Below are 21971 nucleotides of genomic sequence, written 5' to 3'. Positions count from 1 at the left end.
ACACCTGATTCACCTCACCGCGGGGGAAACTACCTCGAACGGGTAAAACCTAGCCCATCGGCGCCCGTCCGATTCACAACCCCAGGTACGCCTTCAATTCGTACGGGGTGACATGACTGCGGTATTCCTCCCACTCGCGACGTTTGTTGCGGAGGAAGAAGTCGAAGACGTGCTCGCCGAGAGCCTCGGCGACGAGCTCCGAGTTCTCCATCGCGTTGAGGGCCTGATCGAGATTGCCCGGAAGCTCCTTGTAGCCCATCGCACGCCGTTCGGCGGACGTCAGTGCCCACACGTCTTCCTCGGCCTCGGGGGGCAACGTGTAGCCCTTCTCGATGCCGCGCAGACCGGCAGCGAGCAACACCGCGAAGGCCAGGTACGGGTTGCACGCAGAATCAGGGCTTCGGATCTCGACGCGACGCGAGGACGCCTTGTTGGGCGTGTACATCGGGACGCGAATGAGAGCGGATCGGTTCGCCGGGCCCCACGACGCCGCCGTCGGTGCCTCACCGCCGCGGACCAGACGCTTGTAGGAGTTGACCCACTGGTTGGTCACGGCACTGATCTCGTTGGCGTGCTCGAGAATGCCTGCGATGAACGACTTGCCGGTCTCCGACAACTGCATCGGATCGTCCGGGTTGTGGAACGCGTTGGCGTCTCCCTCGAAGAGACTCATGTGAGTGTGCATCGCCGAGCCGGCCTGGTCGCTGAACGGCTTGGGCATGAACGTCGCGCGGACGCCCTCTTCGATCGCGACCTCTTTGACCACGTAGCGGAACGTCATGATGTTGTCGGCCATCGACAGCGCGTCGGCGTAGCGGAGATCGATCTCCTGCTGACCGGGCGCTGCCTCGTGGTGGCTGAACTCGACCGAGATACCCATCGACTCGAGCGCGTCGATGGCGTGGCGACGAAAGTTCGGCGCCGAGTCGTGCACGGCCTGGTCGAAGTAGCCGCCGTTGTCCGCAGGCGTGGGCGGAGACCCGTCTTCGGGGCTGTCCTTGAGGAGGAAGAACTCGATCTCGGGGTGCACGTAGCAACTGAACCCGAGGTCGGCGGCCTTGCTCAGCTGACGGCGCAGCACGTGGCGCGAATCGGCCCAGGACGGCGAACCGTCGGGCATCGCGATGTCGCAGAACATGCGCGCGGAGTGCTGGTGACCCTTGCTCGTGGACCACGGCAGGATCTGGAACGTCGACGGATCCGGCTTGGCGACGGTGTCGGCCTCCGAGACGCGTGCGAAGCCTTCGATGGCGCTGCCGTCGAAGCCGATGCCTTCGTCGAACGCTCCTTCGAGTTCCGCCGGCGCGATCGCGACGGATTTCAGGTACCCCAGAACGTCGGTGAACCACAGGCGGACGAAACGGATGTCCCGCTCCTCCAGTGTCCGGAGCACGAATTCCTTTTGGCGATCCATGTCCGCGAGACTAAGCAAACCGCGTTAAATCTGTGTTACATCGTGAATTCGGTCTCACTTCGGATAGCTCTCACCTGGGGAAGAACACCCGTGAAGTTCCGTCAGCACACCAAATCGTTACCTGGTTGGGTCAGATCGACGAGGTAGTCGACCACCGGTTCGTCGACGCAGTTCTCGCCGGAGAACGCAACCGTGTGCTGGGCCCCGTCGAACGTGATCAGGTCCGCGTCCAGTTGACGGGCAAGTTCGACGCCTGCCTGGTACGGCGTCGCCGGGTCGAAGGTCGTCGAGATCACGACCAGTTTCGGAAGTCCCTCGGCCGAGATCGTGTAGGGAGTGCTGGTGTTGGGGACGGGCCAGAACGCGCAGACATCGAGCGGTGCGTTTCCGGTTCCGCGTCCGTCGTCGAGGAAAGGAGCAGCTTCCCGATACCGTCGGTCTGCTTCTCCGGCCTCGGCGCGGTCGGTGGTCGGTGGATCGTCGACGCAGCGGATGGCGTTGAACGCGTCGTCCAGATTGGAGTAGGTGCCGTCGTCGAGACGGCCACTGTAGGTGTCGGCAAGGCGGAGCAAGGTGTCTCCCCTGCCCTCCTGCAGTTCCGCCAGGCCCACACGCAGGATCCGCCACAGGCTCTGCGAGTACAGGGCTTGCTGCGTTCCGGTGATCGCGTCGTCGTAACCGAGTCCGCGCGGATCCGTGGTGGCGGCGGGCGTCTGGATCAGTGGGTCGACGAGCTCCCTGAACGTCCGGTCCCCGGCGGCCGGGTCCGGCCCGAGAGGGCACGCCTCGCTCTGTGCGCAGTCCTCGGCGAACGCCTCGAATGCGCCTTGGAACGCAGCTCCTTGCTCGACGGCCTCGTCGACGGGGCTCTGCTCGGGATCGAGTGCACCGTCGAGAACCATGGCGCGGACTCTGTCCGGGAACGCTTCCGCGTAGGCGGCGCCGATCCGCGTTCCGTACGAATAGCCGAGGTAGGTGAGCTTCTCGTCGCCCAGAACCGATCGGATGACGTCCATGTCCTGCACGACCTCACGGGTACCGACGTGTTCGAGTACGTCGGCACCTGTTCGCTCGACGCATTTCGCGGCGTACTCGCGATGATCGTTCTCCACTGCGGCGATGCCTTCGGGCGAGACGTCGACGTCCGGCTCGGCGCGTTCGAGGTCGGTTTCTTCCGCGGTGAGGCACCGAACTGCGGGCGTCGACGCGCCGATTCCGCGGGGGTCGAAGCCGATTCGGTCGAAGTTCTCCGCGAGTGCGGTGTCCTCGGCCTGGGTGGCGAGGTACAAACCGGACGACCCGGGTCCGCCCGGGTTGAACAGTATGGATCCGGTGCGCTCCCCCGACGCCTGCACGCGGGACACCGCGATCTGTGCTGTCGGGCCGTCCGGGTCCTGGTAGTCGAGCGGAACGGTCACACGGGCGCACTCGACGGAACTTCCGAGCACGGTTCCATCGGTGTTGTAGTCGTCGCACGACCCCCAGTCGAGTTCCTGCGTGTAATAACGCTCGAGACCTGCTGGGATCACGCCGGCACCTGGCGACGCCGACGCAGTGTTCTCCGGCAGCGGCGTGCCCGACTCGACGTCGGCGCTCCCGCAGCCGGCAGCCACCGTCACCGCGACAGCACCGAGGGCTGTCGCCACCGTTAGTCCGTGACGCCGTCCGTGGCGGGTACGTGCTGTCGGATCCGAGGAGACGCTCATGAGGTGAAATCGTGCCAGAGCGGGCGAGGTGCAGTCTGCGGCACTAGTGTTTCCAGTCGTGCAGGCACTGCGAACAGCCCTTGCCCAGATCAACCCGACAGTCGGTGACCTCACCGCGAATTCCGAGCTGATCGTGGATTGGACGTCGCGCGCCGCCCAGGAAGGCGCCCAGGTCGTGGTGTTTCCGGAGATGGCCCTGACCGGTTATCCGGTGGAGGACCTCGCGCTTCGCCCGGAGTTCGCGCACGCGTCGCGCGACGCTCTGCGCGACCTCGCCGATGCACTCGACCGAGCCGGATGCGGTGACGTCGTCGCCGTCGTCGGGTACCTCGACCGCGACGCGGTGGGATCGAGAAACAGCGCCGCCGTTCTGTTCCGTGGCGACGTCGTGTCGCGGTACGACAAGCACGCGCTTCCCACCTACCGAGTCTTCGACGAGCTCCGATACTTCGCCCCCGGAACGCGGTTGAGCATCACCGAGGTGAACGATGTTCGCCTGGGAATCGTTGTCTGCGAAGACATCTGGAAGCCCGGCGGGCCGGTTCCCGCGTACGCGGCGGCCGGAGTCGACGTGCTGCTGTGCCTGAATGCGAGTCCGTTCGAGCGCGGCAAGGCGGAGGTCCGCCTGTCGGTGGTCCAGCGGCGGGCAGCCGAGGCTGGGGTACCCGTCGTCTACGCCAATCTGGTCGGTGGTCAGGACGAGCTCGTGTTCGACGGCGGCAGCATGGTCGTCGCCGCCGATGGAGCCATCCTCGGCCGTGCCCCGGCGTTCACCGAACACCTGCTGTGCGTGGACCTCGACGTCTCCGACGCGCGACGTCCCGACGGCGGCCCACCGCCGGGATGGTCCATCGACCGGAACACCGTGCCGGATCTCCTCGTCCGCGGGTGGGATCGGCTACCTCGATCGGTGGCAGAACCCTCGGACGACCTGGCGTCGACGTGGGCGGCACTCGTCACCGGGTTGCGCGACTACGTCCACAAGAACGGGTTCGCCTCGGTGGCGCTCGGCCTGTCCGGTGGCATCGACTCCGCTGTGGTCGCGGCGATCGCCGTGGACGCTCTCGGAGCGGAGTCCGTGTACGGCGTCGCGATGCCTTCGCAGTACTCCTCGGACCACTCGCTCGCGGACGCGAACGATCTTGCGTCGCGCACCGGGCTGCATTTCGGCATCGAGTCGATCGTCGACATGGTGCGGTCGGTGACGGACCAGCTCGGCCTCTCCGGCGTCGCGGAGGAGAACGTTCAGGCGCGGTGCCGCGGCATCGTTCTGATGGCGCTCTCCAACTCGGCCGGACATCTCATTCTCGCCACCGGCAACAAATCCGAACTTGCCGTTGGCTATTCGACCATCTACGGCGACGCCGTCGGCGGGTTCGCCCCCATCAAGGACGTACCGAAATCCATGGTGTGGGAGCTGGCGCGGTGGCGTAACGACGCAGCGGTCGGACGCGGCGAGGTGCCCCCGATTCCGGAGGCAAGCATCGACAAGCCTCCGTCGGCAGAGTTGCGCCCGGATCAACTCGACACCGATTCGCTCCCGGAGTACGACCGGCTCGACGCGATCCTGTTCCGCTACGTCGACTGCGATCAGGGTGAGGACGACATCGTGGCGGCAGGCTTCGATCCCGTGGACGTCGCCGACATCGTGGCCAAGGTCGACGCGGCCGAACACAAACGGAGGCAGTATCCGATCGGAACCAAGGTGACGTCGAAGGCGTTCGGTCGGGATCGACGCATGCCGATCACCGACGGCAGACGGAGAGTGTGACGAATTGCACGTCCGGGTGCGCTTCGGCGTCGGTCGTGTCGGTGGCAGACTGAGGTCGTCATCAACCCCATCCCGGGGACCCGCACGGCGGGCCTCGAGGAACCGAAAGGGACAAAGATGTCCAACGATTCTGTGTACGGCTCGTCCGATGCGTCCGTCTCCGGTTTGACCCGCAAGACTCGCACCCATCACCTGCTGCAAATGAAAGCCGACGGCGAGCGGTGGGCCATGCTCACCGCGTACGACTACTCGAGCGCCCGCATCTTCGAGGAAGCGGGCATCCCGGTCCTCCTCGTCGGCGACTCGGCAGCGAACGTCGTCTACGGCTACGACACGACGGTGCCGATCACCATCGACGAACTGCTGCCTCTGGTTCGGGGCGTCGTCCGCGGAGCTCCCAACGCACTCGTCGTCGCCGACCTCCCGTTCGGCACCTACGAGTCCTCGCCTCAGCAGGCACTCGCGACGGCCACCCGATTCATGAAGGAGGGCCTCGCGCACGCCGTGAAGCTCGAGGGCGGCGAACGCGTCGCAGATCAGATCGCCGCGATCTCCGCGGCCGGCATCCCGGTCATGGCGCACATCGGCTTCACACCGCAGAGCGTGAACGGCCTCGGCGGCTTCCGCGTGCAGGGCCGCGGTGACGGTTCCGAGCAGCTCGTCGCCGACGCCATCGCCGTCCAGGAGGCAGGAGCATTCTCCGTCGTCATGGAGATGGTGCCCGCCGACATCGCGGGCCAGGTGACCCGCAAGCTCACCATCCCGACCATCGGCATCGGAGCGGGCAACGAAACCGACGCCCAGGTGCTGGTCTGGCAGGACATGGCGGGCTACACCAACGGCAAGACCGCCAAGTTCGTCAAGAAGTTCGGCAACGTCGGAGACGAACTGCGGACCGCCGCTGCGACGTATCTCGCCGAGGTTCGCGGCGGAGTCTTCCCCGGTCCCGAGCACAGCTACTGATCGGTCACCTGCAGGTGGCACACTCGGTGCCATGAAACCTGGTCTTCGTAGTTCTCGCCGTGCAGCCGCCGCCGTCCTGGGGGCGGCTGCCGTCGTCGGTCTGGCAGCGTGCGGCACCGACTCCGCCAATACCGGATCGTCCGCGTCGCTGACCACCACGACCACGGCCCCGGTCACCACCACCGATGCGGCTGCTGCCGGTGACACGATCACCGACCAGCAGAAGCAGCAGCTGTGCACCGATCTCGGTGAGCAACTGCAGGAATGGCGAATCCAGGGGCCGACGCTCGGCCGCGGTGGGCTCAACATCGTCGTGCAGACATGGGCGGCGCAGAGCGGAGTCATCAACCTGCAGGTGGTGCAGAACCGCTCGATCATCGACGACATCACCATCGACAACTGCTCCGACGTCCGTGACGAAGCCCTGCGATCACTCGACATCCCCGACTTGGCATCGGGACTGGTGGGCTTCTGACGTGGCACGTGATCTCTACCCGGCCATCGAGCCCTACGCCAGTGGCCACCTCGACGTCGGTGACGGCCAACAGATCTACTGGGAGACCAGCGGTAATCCGGACGGACTCCCCGTCCTGTTCGTCCACGGAGGGCCCGGCGGTGGAACCGGACCTGCGCAGCGCCGCTACTTCGACCCCGAAAAGTATCGAATCGTGCTGTTCGACCAGCGTGGCTGTGGCAAGTCCCGACCTCATATCGCGGACAGGAGTGGAGCCGGCGGAACGACCAAGGGGTGGGACATGAGGGTCGACTGGGCGGTGAACACGACTGGAAAGCTTGTCGGCGACATCGAGAAGTTGCGGACTCATCTCGGCGTCGACACCTGGCTCGTGTTCGGTGGTTCGTGGGGTTCGACGCTGTCCCTCGTCTACGCACAGACCCACCGCGACCGGGTCACCGGCCTGATCCTGCGCGGCATCTTTCTGCTCCGCCGCAGTGAGATCGACTGGTACTACAACGGCGGCGCGGGCCATCTCTTCCCCGAACAGTGGGAGAAGTTCCTGGCACCTGTCCCGGATGCAGAACGACACTTGGATCTGGTCGAGGTCTACCACCGGCTGCTGAACTCCGACGACCGCGACGTCGCCACCGCGGCGGCCATCGCCTGGTCGTCGTGGGAGGCCGCGACGAGTTATCTCATTCCCCGCCCGGAGCAGATCGCCTCCAACGAGGACCCGCGATTCGCCCTGGCCTTCGCAGGGATCGAGAACCATTACTTCCGCAACGACGGATTCCTGCGCGAGAACCAGTTGCTGGAGGACGCGCACCTCCTGGCCGGAATCCCCGGCGTCATCGTTCAGGGCCGGTACGACGTGGTGTGCCCGGCCACGAGTGCCTGGGCCCTTCATCGGTCGTGGCCGGATGCGGAATTGACGATCGTGGACGATGCCGGGCATTCCGCGTCCGAGCCCGGCATCATCCATCATCTCGTCGAGGCGACCGACCGTTTCGCCTCGACAGCGTCACCCGGCGCCGTGCCACCGTCCGCCTCGTAAGCGAACTCGACACGGCGGGAGGCGGTGTCGGCGACGGTCAACGTCACCGACACCGCTTGCCCTTCCGGCGGATCCCCCACGCATTTGCCGATGACGATCGGATCGGCCACGAACACCTCGGCGGTCTTCTTTCCTTCCGCCCCACGCAGAACGAGAGCGGAGAACGCCTCGCCGACGCGGTCGTTCAGAACGTGCGCTTCGGTCAGGTCGATGCACGCTCGATCCACTTTGGACGCAACGGAATCCGATCCGCGCATGATCGCGGGCAGATCAGGGAGCGCAGTCCGCGCCCACTCGGGGATGTCCGTGCCAGCAACCACCGCGAGGCATACTTCGGTGGCGAACCTGTCCGACAGCCGGCGAAGCGGCGCCGTGACGTGAGCGTAGGATGCTGCGATTCCGGCGTGCTCGGGCGATTCGGGGATTTCCCCGTCGAACGCCACGTAATCCGAGCCTCGCAGCAGACTCGTTGCCTGAGTCATCATGGCCAGCGTCGTAGGTTCGTCACCCGGTAGCCCGGCGAGCACGGCTCCAGCCGATGCACCTGCGGGCCATTCGATTCCGAGCATCTCCGCTGTCTTCTTCAACGAGTCGACGGCGTCCTCCGGGGCCGGCGGCAAAGTGCTGAGCAGTCCGATTCCGGCGTCGAGCATGATCGACGCTGCGCACATCCCCGTCAGCAGCGACACCTCGGCGTTCCACGCGTCCACGGCGGTCCGCGCCTGCAATTCGATGCGCCACCCTGCGCCGTCGGCTACCACGTCCTGCTCCGGCAAGGTGATGTCCAGTGCACCTCGGCGCAACGCGGCCTGCGCACGCAGGCGACCGAAGTCGCCGAGAGCGGCGATCGACGGATGCGGGGAACCTGCATCGAAGTCGGCTTGGACACCCGCGTAATCGAAGCGGGCAACGGATTTGACCGTCGCTCTCGACACCGTCCACGCGACTGCGTCACCGGATTCGTCGAGTTCGATCCGCCACAGCGCTGCCGGGCGAATCTCGTTCGGCAGCAGACTGGCCGAGCCTTCCGACAGCACCCGCGGGTGAAGCGGTACCGAACCGTCGGGCAGGTAGAACGTCTGCCCGCGCTGACGAGTCTCGGTGTCGAGCCGGCCCGCAGGCGTCACGATGGACCCGACATCCGCGATCGCGTAATGCACGACGAATCCACTGGCGAGTTTCTCGACGTGCACCGCCTGATCCAGATCCATCGAACCGGGCGGATCGATGGTCACCAAGGCAAGGTCGGTGCGGTCTTCCCTCTCGGACGCGTATCTGTCCTGGGCGGACTCGGCCTCGGCGAGTGCGTCCGCCGAGAAGTGCTCGGGCAGGTCGAACTCGGAACGGATGGGGTCGAAGTCGAAGGCGGTCGCGGACAGTCGCGCCGAGACCACCGTCAGTTGTTCCAGTCGTCGTCGGCCTTGTCCGCAGCTTTGTTGCGCTCGGCTGCGATCTGAATGGCGCGCTCGGCAGTGGCACGGTCCGGATACGGGCCCATCCGGTCGAGTGCCCCGGATTCCTTGCCCTGCGAAACCGTCTTGGTGCGTACGTCGTAGTACCAGGCGTCGTCTTCTGTACTCATGAGAGCAAGCCTAGGTGCGAACGAGTCGGCATGTAAGCCGGATCCTGTGAACCGGCCCGCCGAAACGGGACGGAACGACGACCATCCATCTGGGCACACCGTCGCCGGGTACCTCGAGCAGTCCACCCGCAGGCTCGGGCGAGCAGCCCTCGAACACCTGCGCAGTCGCACTCCCGAGGGAATGCGACCTTCGACCTTGCTCCGGGCGGGGTTTACCTAGCCACCCCAGTCACCTGGGGTGCTGGTGCGCTCTTACCGCACCGTTTCACCCTGACCCGCGTCGTGCTGCCCGAAGACAGAACGAGCGCGGGCGGTCTGTTTTCTGTGGCACTGTCCCGCGAGTCACCTCGGGTTGCCGTTAGCAACCGCCCTGCTCTGTGGAGTCCGGACTTTCCTCGGCTCGAAGCTTGGCGGAATCGCTCCGCCAGTTCCCCGTGCCGCAGCCGTCCAACCGACTCGTTCGCAGGATGGAACTCTACCCGGTCGTACGGCTGGAACTAGAGTTCACCTCATGGATCACGTCGTCCTGCTGCGCGGAATCAACGTCGGCGGAATCAACATCAAGATGGTCGACCTTCGCCAGGCGCTCTCGCAGGCCGGGTTCGAGCCGGTGCGCACGGTCCTCGCGACCGGCAACGTGCTGCTGTCGTCGCCGCTGTCCCCCACGGAACTGAAGCCCGCGATCGAGAAGACCCTCGCCGACACATTCGGATACGAGGCGTGGGTGATCGTCCTCGATCCGGCCACCCTGAGCGCCATCGTCGACGACTATCCGTTCGACGCCGAACGCGACGGTTGGCACCCGTACGTGATCTTCGGCAACAACGACGAGCATCTCGCGGAACTGGCGCGGACGGCCGAAACGCTCGATCCGCAGCTCGAGCGCGTCTCCCTCGGCCGGGGCGTCGTCTACTGGGAGGTCGTGAAAGGAAACACCACCGACAGCATCGTCGGAAAGTTCACGGCGAAAGCAAAGTACAAGCCCACCACCACTACCCGGAACCTACGCACCCTCGTCAAGATGCTGGCGTGAGCGTCGTAGCGGCCGCACTCGTTGCGGCAGTGCTGATCTTCGCGATCGTCCGGCCCCGCGGTCTGCCGGAGATCGTCGCGGCACTCCCGGCCGCAGTGGCGGCACTACTGCTCGGGCTCGTCACCCTGTCCGACGCACGCTCGCAGGTGCTGGAACTGCTCCCGACCGTCGTGTTCCTGGCGTTCATCCTCGTTCTCGCCCATCTCGCCGACGCACTGGGTGTCTTCCGGTGGACGGCTTCGATCATGGGCAGATCTGCCCGCGGCAATCCGCATCGGCTTCTCGGTTCGGTGTTCGTGGCCGCCGCCGTCACCACAGCCGTGCTGAGCCTCGACGCGACTGTCGTGCTGTTGACGCCGGCGGTGATCGGCGCGGCGCGGGCTCTGCGTATGTCGCCTCGGCCGCACAGTTATGCGACAGCGCACCTGTCGAACTCCGCGTCGACGTTGCTGCCGGTGTCGAACCTGACGAACCTTCTGGCGTTCACCGCGACGGGCCTGACGTTCGTGCATTTCGCCGCGCTGATGGCGCTGCCGTGGATCGTGTCGATCGTGATCGAGTTCGCGGTGTTCTGGGTGTTCTTCCGCGCCGACCTTCGGCACGGTGCCACGCGATCCGAGCAGCACTCGGTGACGGAACCCATCGTCGCGCCCACGGCGGCGCTGGTGGTTCTGGGCGCAACATTGCTGGGCTTCGCCGTGGCCGGGTTCTTCCACGTCGAACCGTTCTGGGTCGCGGCCGTGGGCGCGTGCGCTCTCGCCGTGCCCGCACTGAAGCAGGGCTACACCGTGCCGTCGCGCATGCTGCGGGCCGCCGACCTCACATTCTGCGGATTCGTGCTCTTGCTGGGAATTGTCGTCGAGGGCGTCACGGCGGGCCCCATCGGCGACTGGCTCGCGAGCATCCTGCCCGGCGAGGCGTCGTTCCTCGGCCTGTTGACGACCGCCGCCATCGCAGCGGTCGCGTCGAACGTCGTCAACAATCTGCCCGCGACGCTGATGCTGCTCGCCGCGTTCGGCTCGTCCGCTCCCCCCGGTCTGCTTCTCGCGATGGTCGTGGGCGTCAACCTCGGGCCCAACCTGACCTACGTGGGCTCGCTCGCGATCATGTTGTGGCGCAAGGTCGGCGCGGCACACGACGAACCGGCGTCGTTGCGCACCTTCACCGTCCTCGGTCTGATCAGCACACCGCTGACGATCCTCGGTGCCGTCGCCGCCCTCTGGCTCGCCCTACAGATATGACGTGTCGTTGACGAGTCGGACCGAGGCACCGCCGTCGGGATAGAACTCGGCGATGCTGAGCGACGCGAGATCCAGATGCAGCCGGTACAGCAACGACGGCCCGACATCGAGAGCGAGCTGCAGCAGCATCTTGATCGGGGTCACGTGGCTGACCACGACGACCGTCGACCCCGCGTACGACGCGACCAGCTTGTCGCGGGCCACGGTGACCCGCTCCAGGACGGTGTCGAAGCTTTCGCCTCCCGGTGCGGCGACCGAGGTGTCACCGCGCCACTTCTGGTGGACATCCGGGTACTTCTCGAACGCTTCCTTGAACGTGAGGCCTTCCCAGTCACCGAAGTCGGTCTCGGTCAGTTCGTCCAGCGTGGAGACCTCGAGGCCTACCTTCCGGGCGAGCGCGCCTGCCGTCTGCTGCGCCCGGCCCAGCGGCGAGGCGACGATGGCCGCGATGTCGTCTCGCTGCGCCAGACGGGCGGCCGCTGCGGCCGCCTGACCCTCGCCGATCTCGGTCAGTGGCGGGTTTCCTCGGCCCGAGTAGCGACGCTCCACCGACAGCGGAGTCTGTCCGTGCCGCAGCAGAAGCAGCCGCGTGGGCTCACCCGTCGCTCCGGTCCATCCGGGTGCGGCCGGCTTGACATCGCGGTCCTTCGGGGGCTCCAGTTCCCGACCGTCGGCCGCGGCATCCATCGCCTCGTTCGCCAACCTGTCCGCGTGCGAATTCTGTGCCCGTGGAATCCACTGGAACGTGACGCGGTCGAAACCGCGGACCAGGTCGGCGGCCTCACGGTTGAGCGGAATCATGTCCGGGTGCTTGACCTTCCAGCGCCCGGACATCTGCTCGACGACGAGCTTGGAATCCATCCGCACGTCGACCTCACGCGCACCGACCTCGCCTGCAGCAGTCAACCCGGCGACGAGGCCGCGGTACTCGGCGACGTTGTTGGTCGCGACGCCCAACGCGAGACGGCGTTCTGCGAGCACCTCGGAGCGGTCGGCGGACAGCACCACGGCGCCGTACCCTGCCGGGCCCGGGTTGCCCCGAGATCCACCGTCCGCCTCGACGACAACCCTCACAGACCGGATTCCTTGGTGCGCACCAGAATGGCGTTGCACTCCGAGCATCGCACCAGCTCGTCGGCGGGCTTCGCCGCGATGCGCGAGATCTCGCCTCGATCGAGTTCGATCCGGCAGGCGCCGCAGCGTCGGGCCTGCAGTAGCGCGGCGCCGCGGCCGGTGAGAGCGCGCTGCTTCTCGTAGACCGCCAACAGCTCGTCCGGGAACGTGCTCGCCAGTTCCGATCGCCGTGCGGTGGCGCGCTGCTCCGCGGAATCGACATCGGCCACGGCGTCGTCTCGCCGACGTCCGGCGTCGACGAGCTCGTCCTCGATCTGGGTCAGCTGCGCCCCGGCGTGGTTGTAATCGGTCTCCGACGCCTCGCGCCGCTCCATGACCTCGAGAAGTTCCTCTTCGAGGATTCCCTGCCGACGTTCGAGGCTGGCGAGTTCGTGCTGGAGCTCGGACATCTGTTTCGCTGCGACGGTGCCGCTGTCGAGGAGCGAGCGGTCGCGGTCTTCACGTTGGCGGACCGCGTCGACCTCGCCTTCGAGCTTCTTGATGTCACGGTCGAGGTCGTCCATCGCCATCTGGACCGTGACGGCTGCGTCCTTGCGGGCGATGCGCTCGGCCTCGAGCTTCTCCACCTCGGCCTGCTCGGGAAGACTTTTACGACGGTGCGAGATCTGCGTCAGCTCGGTGTCCACTGCGGCCAGTTCGAGAAGTGAGGCCTGCACTCGGGGATCGACGTTCACGCGTGATGACTCCTGCGACTATGGAAGAAATATTCGGCCAAGCCTACCGGCTCCGATCGTCCACCGAACCCACTGTCCACGGATCGGTCCTGCGGGTACTGACGCGGCTGCTCCATCCCCCCTCGTCGCCGAACTCTGCGTCGACGATGTGTCGGGCCTGCTCGCACCACGGCCACTCCGACGCCCAGTGCGCGACGTCGACCACGGCTGCGCCTCCGGCGCGAAGGTGCTCGTCGACGACGTGATGCCGCAGGTCCGAGGTGACGTAGACGTCGGCTCCGAGGGATGTCACTGCACTCAGATAGCCGTCGCCCGCTCCCCCGCACAGCGCGACCGTGCGGATCTCGGTGTCGGGATCGCCTGCCGCCCGTACGCCCCACACCGTCTCCGGCAACACCGCGCGCACTGTTCGTGTGAACTCGCGCAAGGTGGTGGGTCTGTCCAGCACCCCGATCCGTCCGAGGCCCGTGCAGCTCGGGAGCCTGACTTCCTCGAACACGTCGATCGCCGGTTCCTCGTAGGGGTGTGCTCGCGTCACGGCGTCCAGAATGTCCGCCCGCTTCGACGCAGGCGCCACCACCTCTATGCGGTCCTCGTCGACTTTCTCGAGCACACCGTGGTCGCCGATCGTCGGCGTCGATCCGACGCCGGGCAGGAACTGGCCGAGCCCTCGGGTGCTCCAACTGCAACGGCTGTACTGTCCGATCGCTCCTGCGCCGGCGTCGAACAGCGCGTCCCTGACGGCGTCGCTGTGCGACGTCGGAGTGAACACGACCCACTTGTCCACTCGCGGTCCGTCGATCGGATCGAGGGGGCGCGTGTCGGTCACGCCGAGCGCATCCGCCAGGGCGTCGGACACGCCTGGGTTGGCGCTGTCGGCATTGGTGTGCGCGGTGAACAGTGCGCACCCGGCCTTGACGAGACGGTGGATGAGTGCGCCCTTGGGTGTGTTCGCGGCGACGGTGTCCACGCCGCGGAGCAGGAGTGGATGGTGCACCACCAGTAGGTCGGCGCCCATGTCGATGGCTTCGGCGACGACCTCCTCGGTCGCGTCGACGGCGTAGAGAACTGTGCCGACGCGATCGGCCGGGTCACCGCACACCAATCCGACCGAATCCCAGCTCTCGGCGAGCCGCGGCGGATAATGCGCCTCGAGTACCGCGATGACGTCGGCGAGAAGGACTGTCACTGTTCACCTTTCGATCGTGCGTGCTGTGGCGGTGAATTCTTCGGCAAAGATTTCGTCAGGGCATCGACGAGGACATCCACCTGCGCGGACGGGCGAACGGCCACCCGCAGGTGACCCGGCGCCAGTCCCGGGAAGGTGTCGCACCGGCGAACCGCGACACCGTGGTCACGCAACCGCCGACGCACCCCCTCCGCGTCCGGAACGGACAGAAGCAGGAACGGTCCGCGCGCGGGCCCGTGCACATCGATCCCGAGCGCGGTCAGACGTCGCGTCATGTCCTCGCGTTCGGCTGCGATGACCGATGCCCTGGCTTCGGCCGACGCAACGGCGTCCGGTTCGCTGCACGCTTCGATGGCCTCGATCTGCAGACTTCCGAGCGGCCAGTGCGCCCGCCCGACGGTGAGTTCGGCGAGGACGTCCGGATGCCCCAGCGCGTATCCGCACCGCAGTCCGGCGAGCGCCCATGTCTTGGTGAGACTGCGCAGCACCAGCACATCGTCGAGGGAGTCGGAGGCAACGGACTCGGCTTCACCGGGCACTGCGTCGGCGAAGGCTTCGTCGACGACGACGATGCGTCCGGGGCGACGCAGACCCAGAATCGAGTGTCGCTCGTGCAGCACCGAGGTCGGGTTGGTCGGGTTACCGACGACCACCATGTCTGCGTCCTCGGGAACCGCGCTGGGATCCAGCTGGAACGGCGGAGCCGACACGACGTGTCGGACGGGTATGCCTGCTTGGCGCAACGCGAGTTCGGGCTCGGTGAACGACGGATGGATCAGTGCAGCCAGCCGTGGTTTCAGCTGTGGCAGCATCGCGAACCCCTCCGCACCTCCGGCGAGCAGAAGGACTTCTTCCGGGGCTCGGCCGTGTCTGTGCGCGACGGCTTCCCGCGCGCGCAGGTCGGCGTCGGCGGACGGGTAGGAGCCGAGCGAATCCAGCGATCGGCTCAGCCGTTCGCTGAGCCAGCGAGGTGGGCCTGTTCCTTGGACGTTGACTGCGAAATCGATCAGTCCAGCTCCCACTTCGGCGTCACCGTGGTGACGGAGAAGCGACATCGCGTCCAATTCTTCCCTGTCCTTTCGTTACCTACGAGCGTATCCCGCCCCGGCCGCGAGTGGAGCATGCGAAGGCCCGGCCACCAACCGATATGGTTTTGTCATGACAAATCTCGACGCCGCGCGCAGTCCGCGAGCCACGGTGGTGCTGTTCGACCTCGACGGCACGCTCACCGATTCCGCACCGGGCATCCTCGCGGGCTTCCGGCACGCACTCGCCGCGGTCGACGGACCCGAGCCGACGGAGGAGCAACTCGCCCTGGTCATCGGGCCACCGTTGATCGACACTTTCGGCGCGATGGGGCTTCCCGACGACGTCGCCCAGAGGGCGCTTGCCGCGTACTTCGAACGATACGACGCCAGGGGCTGGGCGGAGAACACGGTGTTCGAGGGTATCGAGCCGGTGTTGGCAGAGTTGAAGAGTCGAGGGGTTCGACTCGGAGTGGCCACGTCCAAGTCCGAGCGGTTCGCGCACCGGATTCTGGATCACTTCGGACTGGCCGAGTACTTCGAGTTCATCGGAGGGGCGAGCAACGACGGCACCCGTCGCGCCAAGCCCGACGTGATCGCGCATTCGCTGCGCAACCTGGGCATCACGGCGACCGAGGCGTCGGCCGGCGGGACCCAGGGCGTCCTCATGGTCGGGGATCGTGATCACGACGTGCACGGCGCCGCTCGATTCGGCATTCCGGCGATCTACGTGGACTGGGGTTACGGAATCGCGGGTGAGAACGACGACGCCGCGTTCACCGTGACGACCATGGACGAACTGGCGAAGGTGCTCGGTGACAACACGTAAGCCCACCCTCCACGTGACGTTCGTCTGCACCGGCAACATCTGCCGGTCACCGATGGCGGAGAAGATCTTCGAGCAGCACCTGCGGGAGGCGGGGCTGGATTCGGTACGGGTGTCGAGTGCAGGCATCGACGGGTGGCACGAGGGCGAGGGCGCCGACCCGCGCACCGTTGCCGAGCTCGACGCGCACGGTTACGACAGCGACCACGAAGCCGCACAGGTCAACGACGATCACCTCGGCGCCGATCTGCTGGTCGCCCTCGACACCGGTCACGTTCGCGAACTACTGCGTCTCGGTGCGCCCGCCGACCGGATCGCACTGCTCAGATCCTTCGACGACGATGCGGACGACGAGTCCGTCGCAGACCCGTACTACTCGTCCGACGACGCGTTCACCACCGTCCGCGAACAGATCGAATCGGCCATGCCCGGGTTGGTGAGTTGGACCGAGAACGCCGTCTCCGACGAGGCGTCGTAGATCGATGTCGGGCGAGCCGCTACCGTAGTTGTCGTGCGAAGGCTCCGATTTCTGCTGCGTCCGGGTTGGTTGGCGGTTGCTGCTGTCGTCGCCCTGTTCGCTTACCTGTGCTTCACGGTGCTGGCGCCGTGGCAGCTCGGCAAGAACACGTCGACGTCGCACCGAAACGATCTGATCAACCAGTCCGTGGACGCCGAGCCCGTAGCGCTCGAGGAGCTGCTGACACCCACGGGCTTCGCCGACGACGACGAATGGCGTCGAGTCGTCGCCACCGGCGCCTACGAATCGGACAAGGAAGTGCTGGTCCGACTGCGCAGCATTCGCGAACAACCTGCGTACGAGGTGATCACCCCGTTCCGCCTGGACAGCGGGGAGACGATCCTCGTCAACCGGGGGTACGTGCTGCCGGTCCAGGGAACTCAGCCACCGACGATCGAGCCGGCTCCGACCGGTGAGGTGACGCTCGACGCACGCATCAGACGAGCCGAGGGAACCTCCCGTGAGCCCATCGAGGAAGCCGGGCACATCCAGGTCTACAACATCAACCCGGACCAGATCGGGACCGCCCTTTCCGTCACTCCCGTGCAGGGATACCTGCAGCTCGACGACGCCCAACCGGGCGGCTTGGGCGTGATCGAACTGCCGCAGACCGATTCCGGCCCCTACCTGTCCTACGGCCTCCAATGGCTGGCGTTCGGAATCATGGCACCACTGGGCCTCGCCTATTTCGTCCGAGCCGAGTGGCGTGAACGCCGCAAGGCGACGAACCGTGATCTCGCGGACCCGACGGACGACGATCGGCTGGTTCCCGAACCGGACAGTCCTCTGCCTGATTCCACCGTGCGTGACTACCCAGCGCCCGACTCCCCTGCGCCTGACTCCTCAGCACCGACGGTGGCGGATCCGGAGCCCGAGTTCACCCTCCCGACGCGCCGGGAACGGAAGTCGCGAGCGAAGTCCGCGTCATCGACGAGGACCGCGCAGGATGCCCGCCTTGCCGATCGCTACGGCAAGGGCCGCTGACACAGCCGTCGCACCGATCTGGACCAGAGTAGACAGGCGCGCCGCGCGGTCCAGGTCCGCCGGTAGCGGATGTCTGCCGTCGCCGAGGGTCGGGCGGATCTCGACGCCGTGCGTGTACTCGGTTCGCCCGCCCAAACTGATTCCGAGTGCGCCCGCTGCCGTGGCTTCCGCCACGCCCGCGTTCGGGCTCGGGTGACGCGAGGCGTCAAACCGCCAGGCCCGCACGGCGTCGGCTGTTCGTCCGCCGACGAGCGGGGCGAGAACGGCCGTCACCACCCCGGTCACTCGCGCCGGCGCGAGGTTGATCACGTCGTCGAGGCGTGCGGCGAACCATCCGAACCGCTGATACCGCGGTGAGCGATAGCCGATCATCGCGTCCAGTGTGTTGACCGCGCGGTACCCGAGGATTCCGGGGACTCCGGCGACCGCACCCCAGAACACCACTCCCACAGTCGCATCCGAAGTGTTCTCGGCTACGGATTCGACCGAGGCACGTGTGAGACCGTCGGCGTCGAGGACACTGGGATCGCGCCCGCACAACGACGGAAGCAGGGCCCGCGCCTGATCGATCCGGTCGTGGCGGAGGTGCTCGGACATCGCGGAACCCGTCCGTGCCAACGATGTTCCACCCAGTGCGGTCCACGTCGCCACGGCCGTCAGTGCGACCTCCGCGAGAACGCCACGCCGGGCAGCAGCCGTCGTCGCCACCGACCCGGCGGCGACGACGGCACTCACAAGGAGGACTGTGTGGACTGCACCGGCTGCTCGGGCGTCACGGTAGGTGTGCCGTTCGAGCGCCGCTGCCGCACTACCGAACCCGGCGACCGGGTGATACCGACGAGGATCGGCCAGCGCCAGGTCGAGACCGAGCCCGAGCACCAAGCCGGCACCGCGACTGTCCCATCGCGTCCAGCGGAAGGTCATGGAAGCGACGGTAGCGAAGCTCTCGCCCCATCCGCGCGCCCGGGTGCGGGAATTGTCAGGCCCAGCGCGACCTGTACACGCTTGCCATCTGGCGATTGTTGAACTCGAGATCGCGACCCGAGTGAAGCATCGCAGCTGCGATGCCGACGAAACCGACCGTTGCCATCAAGATCATTGCCATGGTGTCCCCCAAGGATCGCCGAGAGAGCCCGCTGTCGGGCCCTGATGATCTTGATTGTTACCGACGGGTAGGGAGAAGAAAATGCAGATGAGGGGGCCGTCACATGTGTCAACGGTCACCGAACAGAACCGAGGCTAGGATCGACCACATGACCGTAGAAGGCGGATTCCCGAGCGAGTCCACACCAGCAGCGACCACCACGGGGCGACCGAGTTGGGTCAACAAGGCAATCGTCGTCGCGGTCGCGGTGGTCGCGCTCGTGATCGCCTACCTCGTCCTGTCCGCATTCCTCCCGAGATGGTGGAGCATCAGGGTTGCCAACCTGTCGGATCAGGCGTTCAGCAAAGGCATCTTCTGGGGCCTCGTCTTCGGGATCCTGTCCACTCTCGTGCCGCTGCTGTTCTTCACCGCGGCGTGGCGCGTCAGGAAGAAGCGCGGCGGCAAGGTCACCGCGATCGTCTCGATAGTTCTGGCCGTCGCCGCTGCTGTGCCGAACCTGCTGACACTGTCCATCGTGCTCGGAAGCAGCAATGCTGCACATGCAGGAGAGCGCACCCTCGACACCGAGGCTCCCGGCTTCCGTGGAGCCACCGCACTCGGCGCGATCATCGCAGTCGTCCTGTTCGCTGCCTTGGTGTTCTTGATCGTTCGCGGACGCAGGCGTCGCGCGCAGAAGCGAAGTGCTGCCCAGGCTGCATCGCCCCAGGTCTGATCTGTCAGGGCACCACGGGCGCTTTTCCACCGTCGTAGGGCTCGACGGTGACCTGCTCTTCGGGAGTGAGGGACACAACGGCCGGGCCGGCCTCCTCGGTCACCGTGAGCACCACCGACAAGCCCTCCTGCGCTACGGACTCGATCCGTCCGCGCTGCTCTCCGGTTTCGTCCACGAGTGCGTAATCTCCGACCAGAACCAGCAATTCCTCGGCGGACAGTGTGCGGCGGCCACCGAAATCTTCCACAGTCATGCCTACACCGTAGGCGAAACGGCGCGGTGCGCGCCGCTGAAGTCACTCGTGCCCGGGTGGAGGATCGGTGACCAGCACGTCGTCGATCGGCAGATGCAACGCCAGTTCCACCCTCCGCTCGTCCCAGCTGGGATACGCGGGGCGAATCCAGACGCGGGTGTCGTCGAGCTGAACCAGCAGGAACCGTCGCCACGTCCAGGTCTCGGCCGGATCGAGGAGGTCGGTGTGAGCGAGCACCGGCACGGGCGCGCGGCCCCACACCGGATTCGACAACGACGAAAGGCCTTGCTCCAGCAATACATCCGCGGCGTCGTCGACCGGGAGGCTCTGTGCGAGAAGGTGGCCGACGGGATTGACTGCGTCGACACAGCTCTCGTCGTAGTTCTCCGAGACTGTCCAGCCCACGATCTCACCGTCGGACGGACGCCTCACCGGAAGTCGGCTGCGCCACCGCGTGATATCCACTGCAACCACCTTACCGACCGCCTGCTCACCACAGATGCGTGTGATGAACCAGCGCATCGATCACGAGGACCGAGCCGATCACCGCGAACACCACTCGCACGGCCGCGGGGCCATTGGCCGTCAGAGCGCGCACCACGGATCGATAGCGTCGACGAGCAGACGGACTGCGCCCCATCGACAATGCGAGGACCGCCGCCGGAATACCGAGCGCGAGGAGGCAATAGAGCACGATGACGACGGGCCACGCGGCCGGCAACGGGTCGGACGCGGATATCATCGCGAGGCCGGCCAGATACGGTACGGCAGTAGGAGCCTGGACGATTCCGATGGCAAATCCCGTCGTCGCCAGGAGCGGCACACTCGCCCGGAAGCGAGCCGTCCACGCCGGCGGCGGACGCGAGGATCGTGGCATACACGCCAGAACGATCAAGGTGGCACCGATCGCAGCCTCGCCCCAGTACCGAACGGTCGGGGTGAGCTCGAAATCGACGATGCGGGAGAGAAAATCCATCCCGAGCACAGCCAGTATTCCGAAGGCAGTCGTGGCGGCGAAGACTCCGCCGAGAAAAGCCGATCCGGTTCGAAGCGGTGAACGCCTGTGCATCCGGGCGTCGTACGCGATCGCGGCGGTCAGACCGATCAGAAGAACATCCAGAGAATCGAGAAGTGCAAACCCGGTCAGCGCAGCGAACAACGTGATCATGTCGGTCTCAGCCTATACACGCTCACCCGTCCGATCGGAGATGAGGCGCGTCCGCCACGACCGCACGAAGCAGTTCGTCGACGGCTTTGACTCTCGCCAGCCCTGCCAGTTCGCGCGGTACTGCGACCCAGTACGTCCGGTCGATCGAGAACTGTTCTCCGGCCACGCGGACGAGGGTGTCGTCCGGTTCTCCGATGTAGCTGGGCAACGGCGCGATCCCGAGACCGCTGCGCGCGGCGAGCCAGTGACCGGTGATGTTGTTGGTCTGAATCTGCGCTCGTCCGTCGGTCAGAAACGAATCGAGTATCCGCAGCGGAGCCACGTCGAGGAGGGCGCCGACGTACCAGATGAGCGTGTGCTCTCGCAGATCGTCGCTCGTGGAGATTCTCGGATGGGACTGCAGGTACTCCTCGGTCGCGTACAGATACAACGAGTACGTCGCGAGCTTCCGATACACGACGAACCGCGGCGACGGTTGTTCCAACGTGATCGCGACGTCGAATTCCCTTGTGTTCAATGTGTTGTGCTCCGTCGCCGTGACCAGTTCGACGTCGAGGTCGGGATGCTTCCGGCGCAGCGTGGTGAGGTTGGGCGTCAACACGAACGCACCGAATCCGTCCGGTGCGGCGATACGAACCGACCCGCTGAGCGAGCCGACGCTGGACGTCTGATCCTCGAATGCAGCGATCAAGGTCGACTCGACGGATTCCGCGTACCCGACCAGTCGTCGGCCGGCTTCGGTGAGACGCCATCCCGCAGGAGTGCGATCGAACAGTCGCTGACCGACCGATTTCTCGAGGCTCGTGATCCGTCGACCGACGGTGGTGTGGTCGACCCCCAGCGCCTTCGCGGCCTCGTTGAGGCGGCCGTGACGGGACACTTCGAGGAAGTAGAGCAGGTGGTCGGCAGTGAACATCCGACGAGGCTATCAGCGTCGTGCATTTTTGCACGCGCCACTGCGATATTGGCCTTTGACTAGCGCAAACTTGCGAGACAAGGTGGATGTCACAACGCCGAGACGAAGGAACCTTTTCGTGAGCACAATTTCGCACTGGTACGACAACAAGCCGTTCGCTGGTACCTCCACCACCACCGCACCGGTCACCAACCCCGCCACCGGCGAGGTCACCGGCCAGCTCGCACTCGCCAACCTCGGCGACGCA

General features: G+C 66.1%; 23 protein-coding genes and 1 other RNA gene. 10 read left to right on the top strand and 14 right to left on the bottom strand.

All coding sequences use genetic code 11. The features are described 5' to 3' along the window. Positions 1-73: 73 nt before the first annotated feature. Both glnA and CH292_RS19900 read right to left on the bottom strand, forming a co-directional pair. On the bottom strand, positions 74-1414 hold the full coding sequence (gene glnA, locus CH292_RS19905) for a type I glutamate--ammonia ligase (protein ID WP_019665997.1): 1341 nt from the start codon (positions 1412-1414) through the stop codon (positions 74-76). 101 nt (positions 1415-1515) lie between these two features. Next, positions 1516-3120, bottom strand: coding sequence for an alpha/beta hydrolase (locus tag CH292_RS19900; RefSeq protein ID WP_179278021.1), 1605 nt, complete (start codon positions 3118-3120; stop codon positions 1516-1518). Positions 3121-3178: 58 nt separating this feature from the next. Between CH292_RS19900 and CH292_RS19895 the strand changes: the two genes are divergently transcribed. The 4 genes from CH292_RS19895 (at position 3179) to pip (ending at position 7365) form a co-directional block, all read left to right on the top strand. Beyond that, a complete protein-coding gene (locus CH292_RS19895; protein ID WP_256978346.1) occupies positions 3179-4891 on the top strand; it encodes an NAD+ synthase in 1713 nt (570 codons plus the stop codon). A gap of 117 nt (positions 4892-5008) precedes the next feature. Continuing rightward, positions 5009-5854 (top strand): 3-methyl-2-oxobutanoate hydroxymethyltransferase, encoded by an 846-nt coding sequence (panB, locus tag CH292_RS19890; RefSeq protein WP_019666000.1) that lies wholly within the window; start codon positions 5009-5011, stop codon positions 5852-5854. Positions 5855-5885: 31 nt separating this feature from the next. Continuing rightward, positions 5886-6329: a hypothetical protein gene (locus CH292_RS19885; RefSeq protein WP_019666001.1), complete on the top strand. Its 444-nt coding sequence runs from the start codon at positions 5886-5888 to the stop codon at positions 6327-6329. 1 nt (position 6330) lies between these two features. Next, positions 6331-7365, top strand: a complete 1035-nt coding sequence (gene pip, locus CH292_RS19880) for a prolyl aminopeptidase (protein WP_019666002.1) — start codon at positions 6331-6333, stop codon at positions 7363-7365. Here pip and CH292_RS19875 read toward each other — a convergent pair. The 3 genes from CH292_RS19875 to rnpB all read right to left on the bottom strand — a co-directional run bounded on the left by CH292_RS19875 (position 7293) and on the right by rnpB (position 9406). Continuing rightward, positions 7293-8759, bottom strand: coding sequence for an RNB domain-containing ribonuclease (locus tag CH292_RS19875; protein ID WP_094655561.1), 1467 nt, complete (start codon positions 8757-8759; stop codon positions 7293-7295). The two genes, pip and CH292_RS19875, sit on opposite strands and share 73 nt — an antisense overlap. A 2-nt stretch (positions 8760-8761) precedes the next feature. Beyond that, positions 8762-8947, bottom strand: a complete 186-nt coding sequence (locus CH292_RS19870) for a hypothetical protein (protein WP_019666004.1) — start codon at positions 8945-8947, stop codon at positions 8762-8764. A 17-nt stretch (positions 8948-8964) separates the two neighbouring features. Further along, positions 8965-9406: RNase P RNA component class A (rnpB, locus tag CH292_RS19865), an RNA gene on the bottom strand. Positions 9407-9458: 52 nt separating this feature from the next. On the opposite strand from rnpB, the gene CH292_RS19860 reads away from it, so the two are divergent. Beyond that, positions 9459-9980: a DUF1697 domain-containing protein gene (locus CH292_RS19860; RefSeq protein WP_094655560.1), complete on the top strand. Its 522-nt coding sequence runs from the start codon at positions 9459-9461 to the stop codon at positions 9978-9980. Next, entirely contained in the window at positions 9977-11221 is a 1245-nt protein-coding gene (locus CH292_RS19855) for an SLC13 family permease (RefSeq protein ID WP_019666006.1), read from the top strand. The genes CH292_RS19860 and CH292_RS19855 overlap by 4 nt, the downstream gene beginning before the upstream one ends. On the opposite strand, the gene CH292_RS19850 is transcribed toward CH292_RS19855, so the two are convergent. From CH292_RS19850 to cobC, 4 genes are read right to left on the bottom strand one after another with little or no spacing between them, the layout of a single operon-like run. Then, positions 11210-12304 (bottom strand): bifunctional RNase H/acid phosphatase, encoded by a 1095-nt coding sequence (locus CH292_RS19850; RefSeq protein ID WP_026347931.1) that lies wholly within the window; start codon positions 12302-12304, stop codon positions 11210-11212. The genes CH292_RS19855 and CH292_RS19850 overlap by 12 nt on opposite strands. Further along, a complete protein-coding gene (locus tag CH292_RS19845) occupies positions 12292-13029 on the bottom strand; it encodes a zinc ribbon domain-containing protein (RefSeq protein WP_026347932.1) in 738 nt (245 codons plus the stop codon). The genes CH292_RS19850 and CH292_RS19845 overlap by 13 nt, the downstream gene beginning before the upstream one ends. 43 nt (positions 13030-13072) lie before the next feature. Further along, a complete protein-coding gene (locus CH292_RS19840; RefSeq protein ID WP_094628987.1) occupies positions 13073-14218 on the bottom strand; it encodes a Nif3-like dinuclear metal center hexameric protein in 1146 nt (381 codons plus the stop codon). Next, entirely contained in the window at positions 14215-15273 is a 1059-nt protein-coding gene (cobC, locus tag CH292_RS19835) for an Rv2231c family pyridoxal phosphate-dependent protein CobC (RefSeq protein WP_020111949.1), read from the bottom strand. The genes CH292_RS19840 and cobC overlap by 4 nt, the downstream gene beginning before the upstream one ends. 103 nt (positions 15274-15376) lie before the next feature. Between cobC and CH292_RS19830 the strand changes: the two genes are divergently transcribed. Genes CH292_RS19830 through CH292_RS19820 form a run of 3 tightly spaced genes read left to right on the top strand, consistent with a single transcriptional unit; the run spans position 15377 to position 17570 of the window. Then, on the top strand, positions 15377-16072 hold the full coding sequence (locus tag CH292_RS19830) for an HAD-IA family hydrolase (RefSeq protein ID WP_094655559.1): 696 nt from the start codon (positions 15377-15379) through the stop codon (positions 16070-16072). After that, complete coding sequence (locus CH292_RS19825) at positions 16059-16547, top strand: low molecular weight protein-tyrosine-phosphatase (protein ID WP_255183008.1); 489 nt, start codon at positions 16059-16061, stop codon at positions 16545-16547. The genes CH292_RS19830 and CH292_RS19825 overlap by 14 nt, the downstream gene beginning before the upstream one ends. A 33-nt stretch (positions 16548-16580) precedes the next feature. Further along, positions 16581-17570, top strand: a complete 990-nt coding sequence (locus tag CH292_RS19820; protein WP_020111948.1) for an SURF1 family protein — start codon at positions 16581-16583, stop codon at positions 17568-17570. On the opposite strand, the gene CH292_RS19815 is transcribed toward CH292_RS19820, so the two are convergent. After that, positions 17511-18494: a cobalamin biosynthesis protein gene (locus CH292_RS19815; RefSeq protein WP_020111947.1), complete on the bottom strand. Its 984-nt coding sequence runs from the start codon at positions 18492-18494 to the stop codon at positions 17511-17513. The two genes, CH292_RS19820 and CH292_RS19815, sit on opposite strands and share 60 nt — an antisense overlap. A gap of 329 nt (positions 18495-18823) precedes the next feature. On the opposite strand from CH292_RS19815, the gene CH292_RS19810 reads away from it, so the two are divergent. Next, a complete protein-coding gene (locus CH292_RS19810) occupies positions 18824-19387 on the top strand; it encodes a hypothetical protein (RefSeq protein WP_019666016.1) in 564 nt (187 codons plus the stop codon). Between the two features lie 4 nt (positions 19388-19391). On the opposite strand, the gene CH292_RS19805 is transcribed toward CH292_RS19810, so the two are convergent. From CH292_RS19805 to CH292_RS19790, 4 genes are read right to left on the bottom strand one after another with little or no spacing between them, the layout of a single operon-like run. Beyond that, on the bottom strand, positions 19392-19640 hold the full coding sequence (locus tag CH292_RS19805; RefSeq protein ID WP_019666017.1) for a hypothetical protein: 249 nt from the start codon (positions 19638-19640) through the stop codon (positions 19392-19394). A 42-nt stretch (positions 19641-19682) separates the two neighbouring features. Beyond that, entirely contained in the window at positions 19683-20105 is a 423-nt protein-coding gene (locus CH292_RS19800) for a hypothetical protein (protein ID WP_230594089.1), read from the bottom strand. 25 nt (positions 20106-20130) lie between these two features. Then, the gene (locus tag CH292_RS19795) at positions 20131-20808 is read right to left on the bottom strand and encodes a GAP family protein (protein WP_094655557.1); all 678 of its coding nucleotides are present in this window, start codon (positions 20806-20808) and stop codon (positions 20131-20133) included. Positions 20809-20830: 22 nt separating this feature from the next. Then, the gene (locus CH292_RS19790; RefSeq protein ID WP_019666020.1) at positions 20831-21724 is read right to left on the bottom strand and encodes a LysR family transcriptional regulator; all 894 of its coding nucleotides are present in this window, start codon (positions 21722-21724) and stop codon (positions 20831-20833) included. Between the last annotated feature and the right edge of the window lie 247 nt (positions 21725-21971).

Origin of the sequence: Rhodococcus sp. 14-2470-1a, from assembly GCF_002259425.1 — a bacterium.
Taxonomy (GTDB): domain Bacteria; phylum Actinomycetota; class Actinomycetes; order Mycobacteriales; family Mycobacteriaceae; genus Rhodococcoides; species Rhodococcoides fascians_E.
The sequence above is the reverse complement of the archived record's forward strand: the minus strand, read 5'-3'. Positions and strand labels throughout refer to the sequence as shown.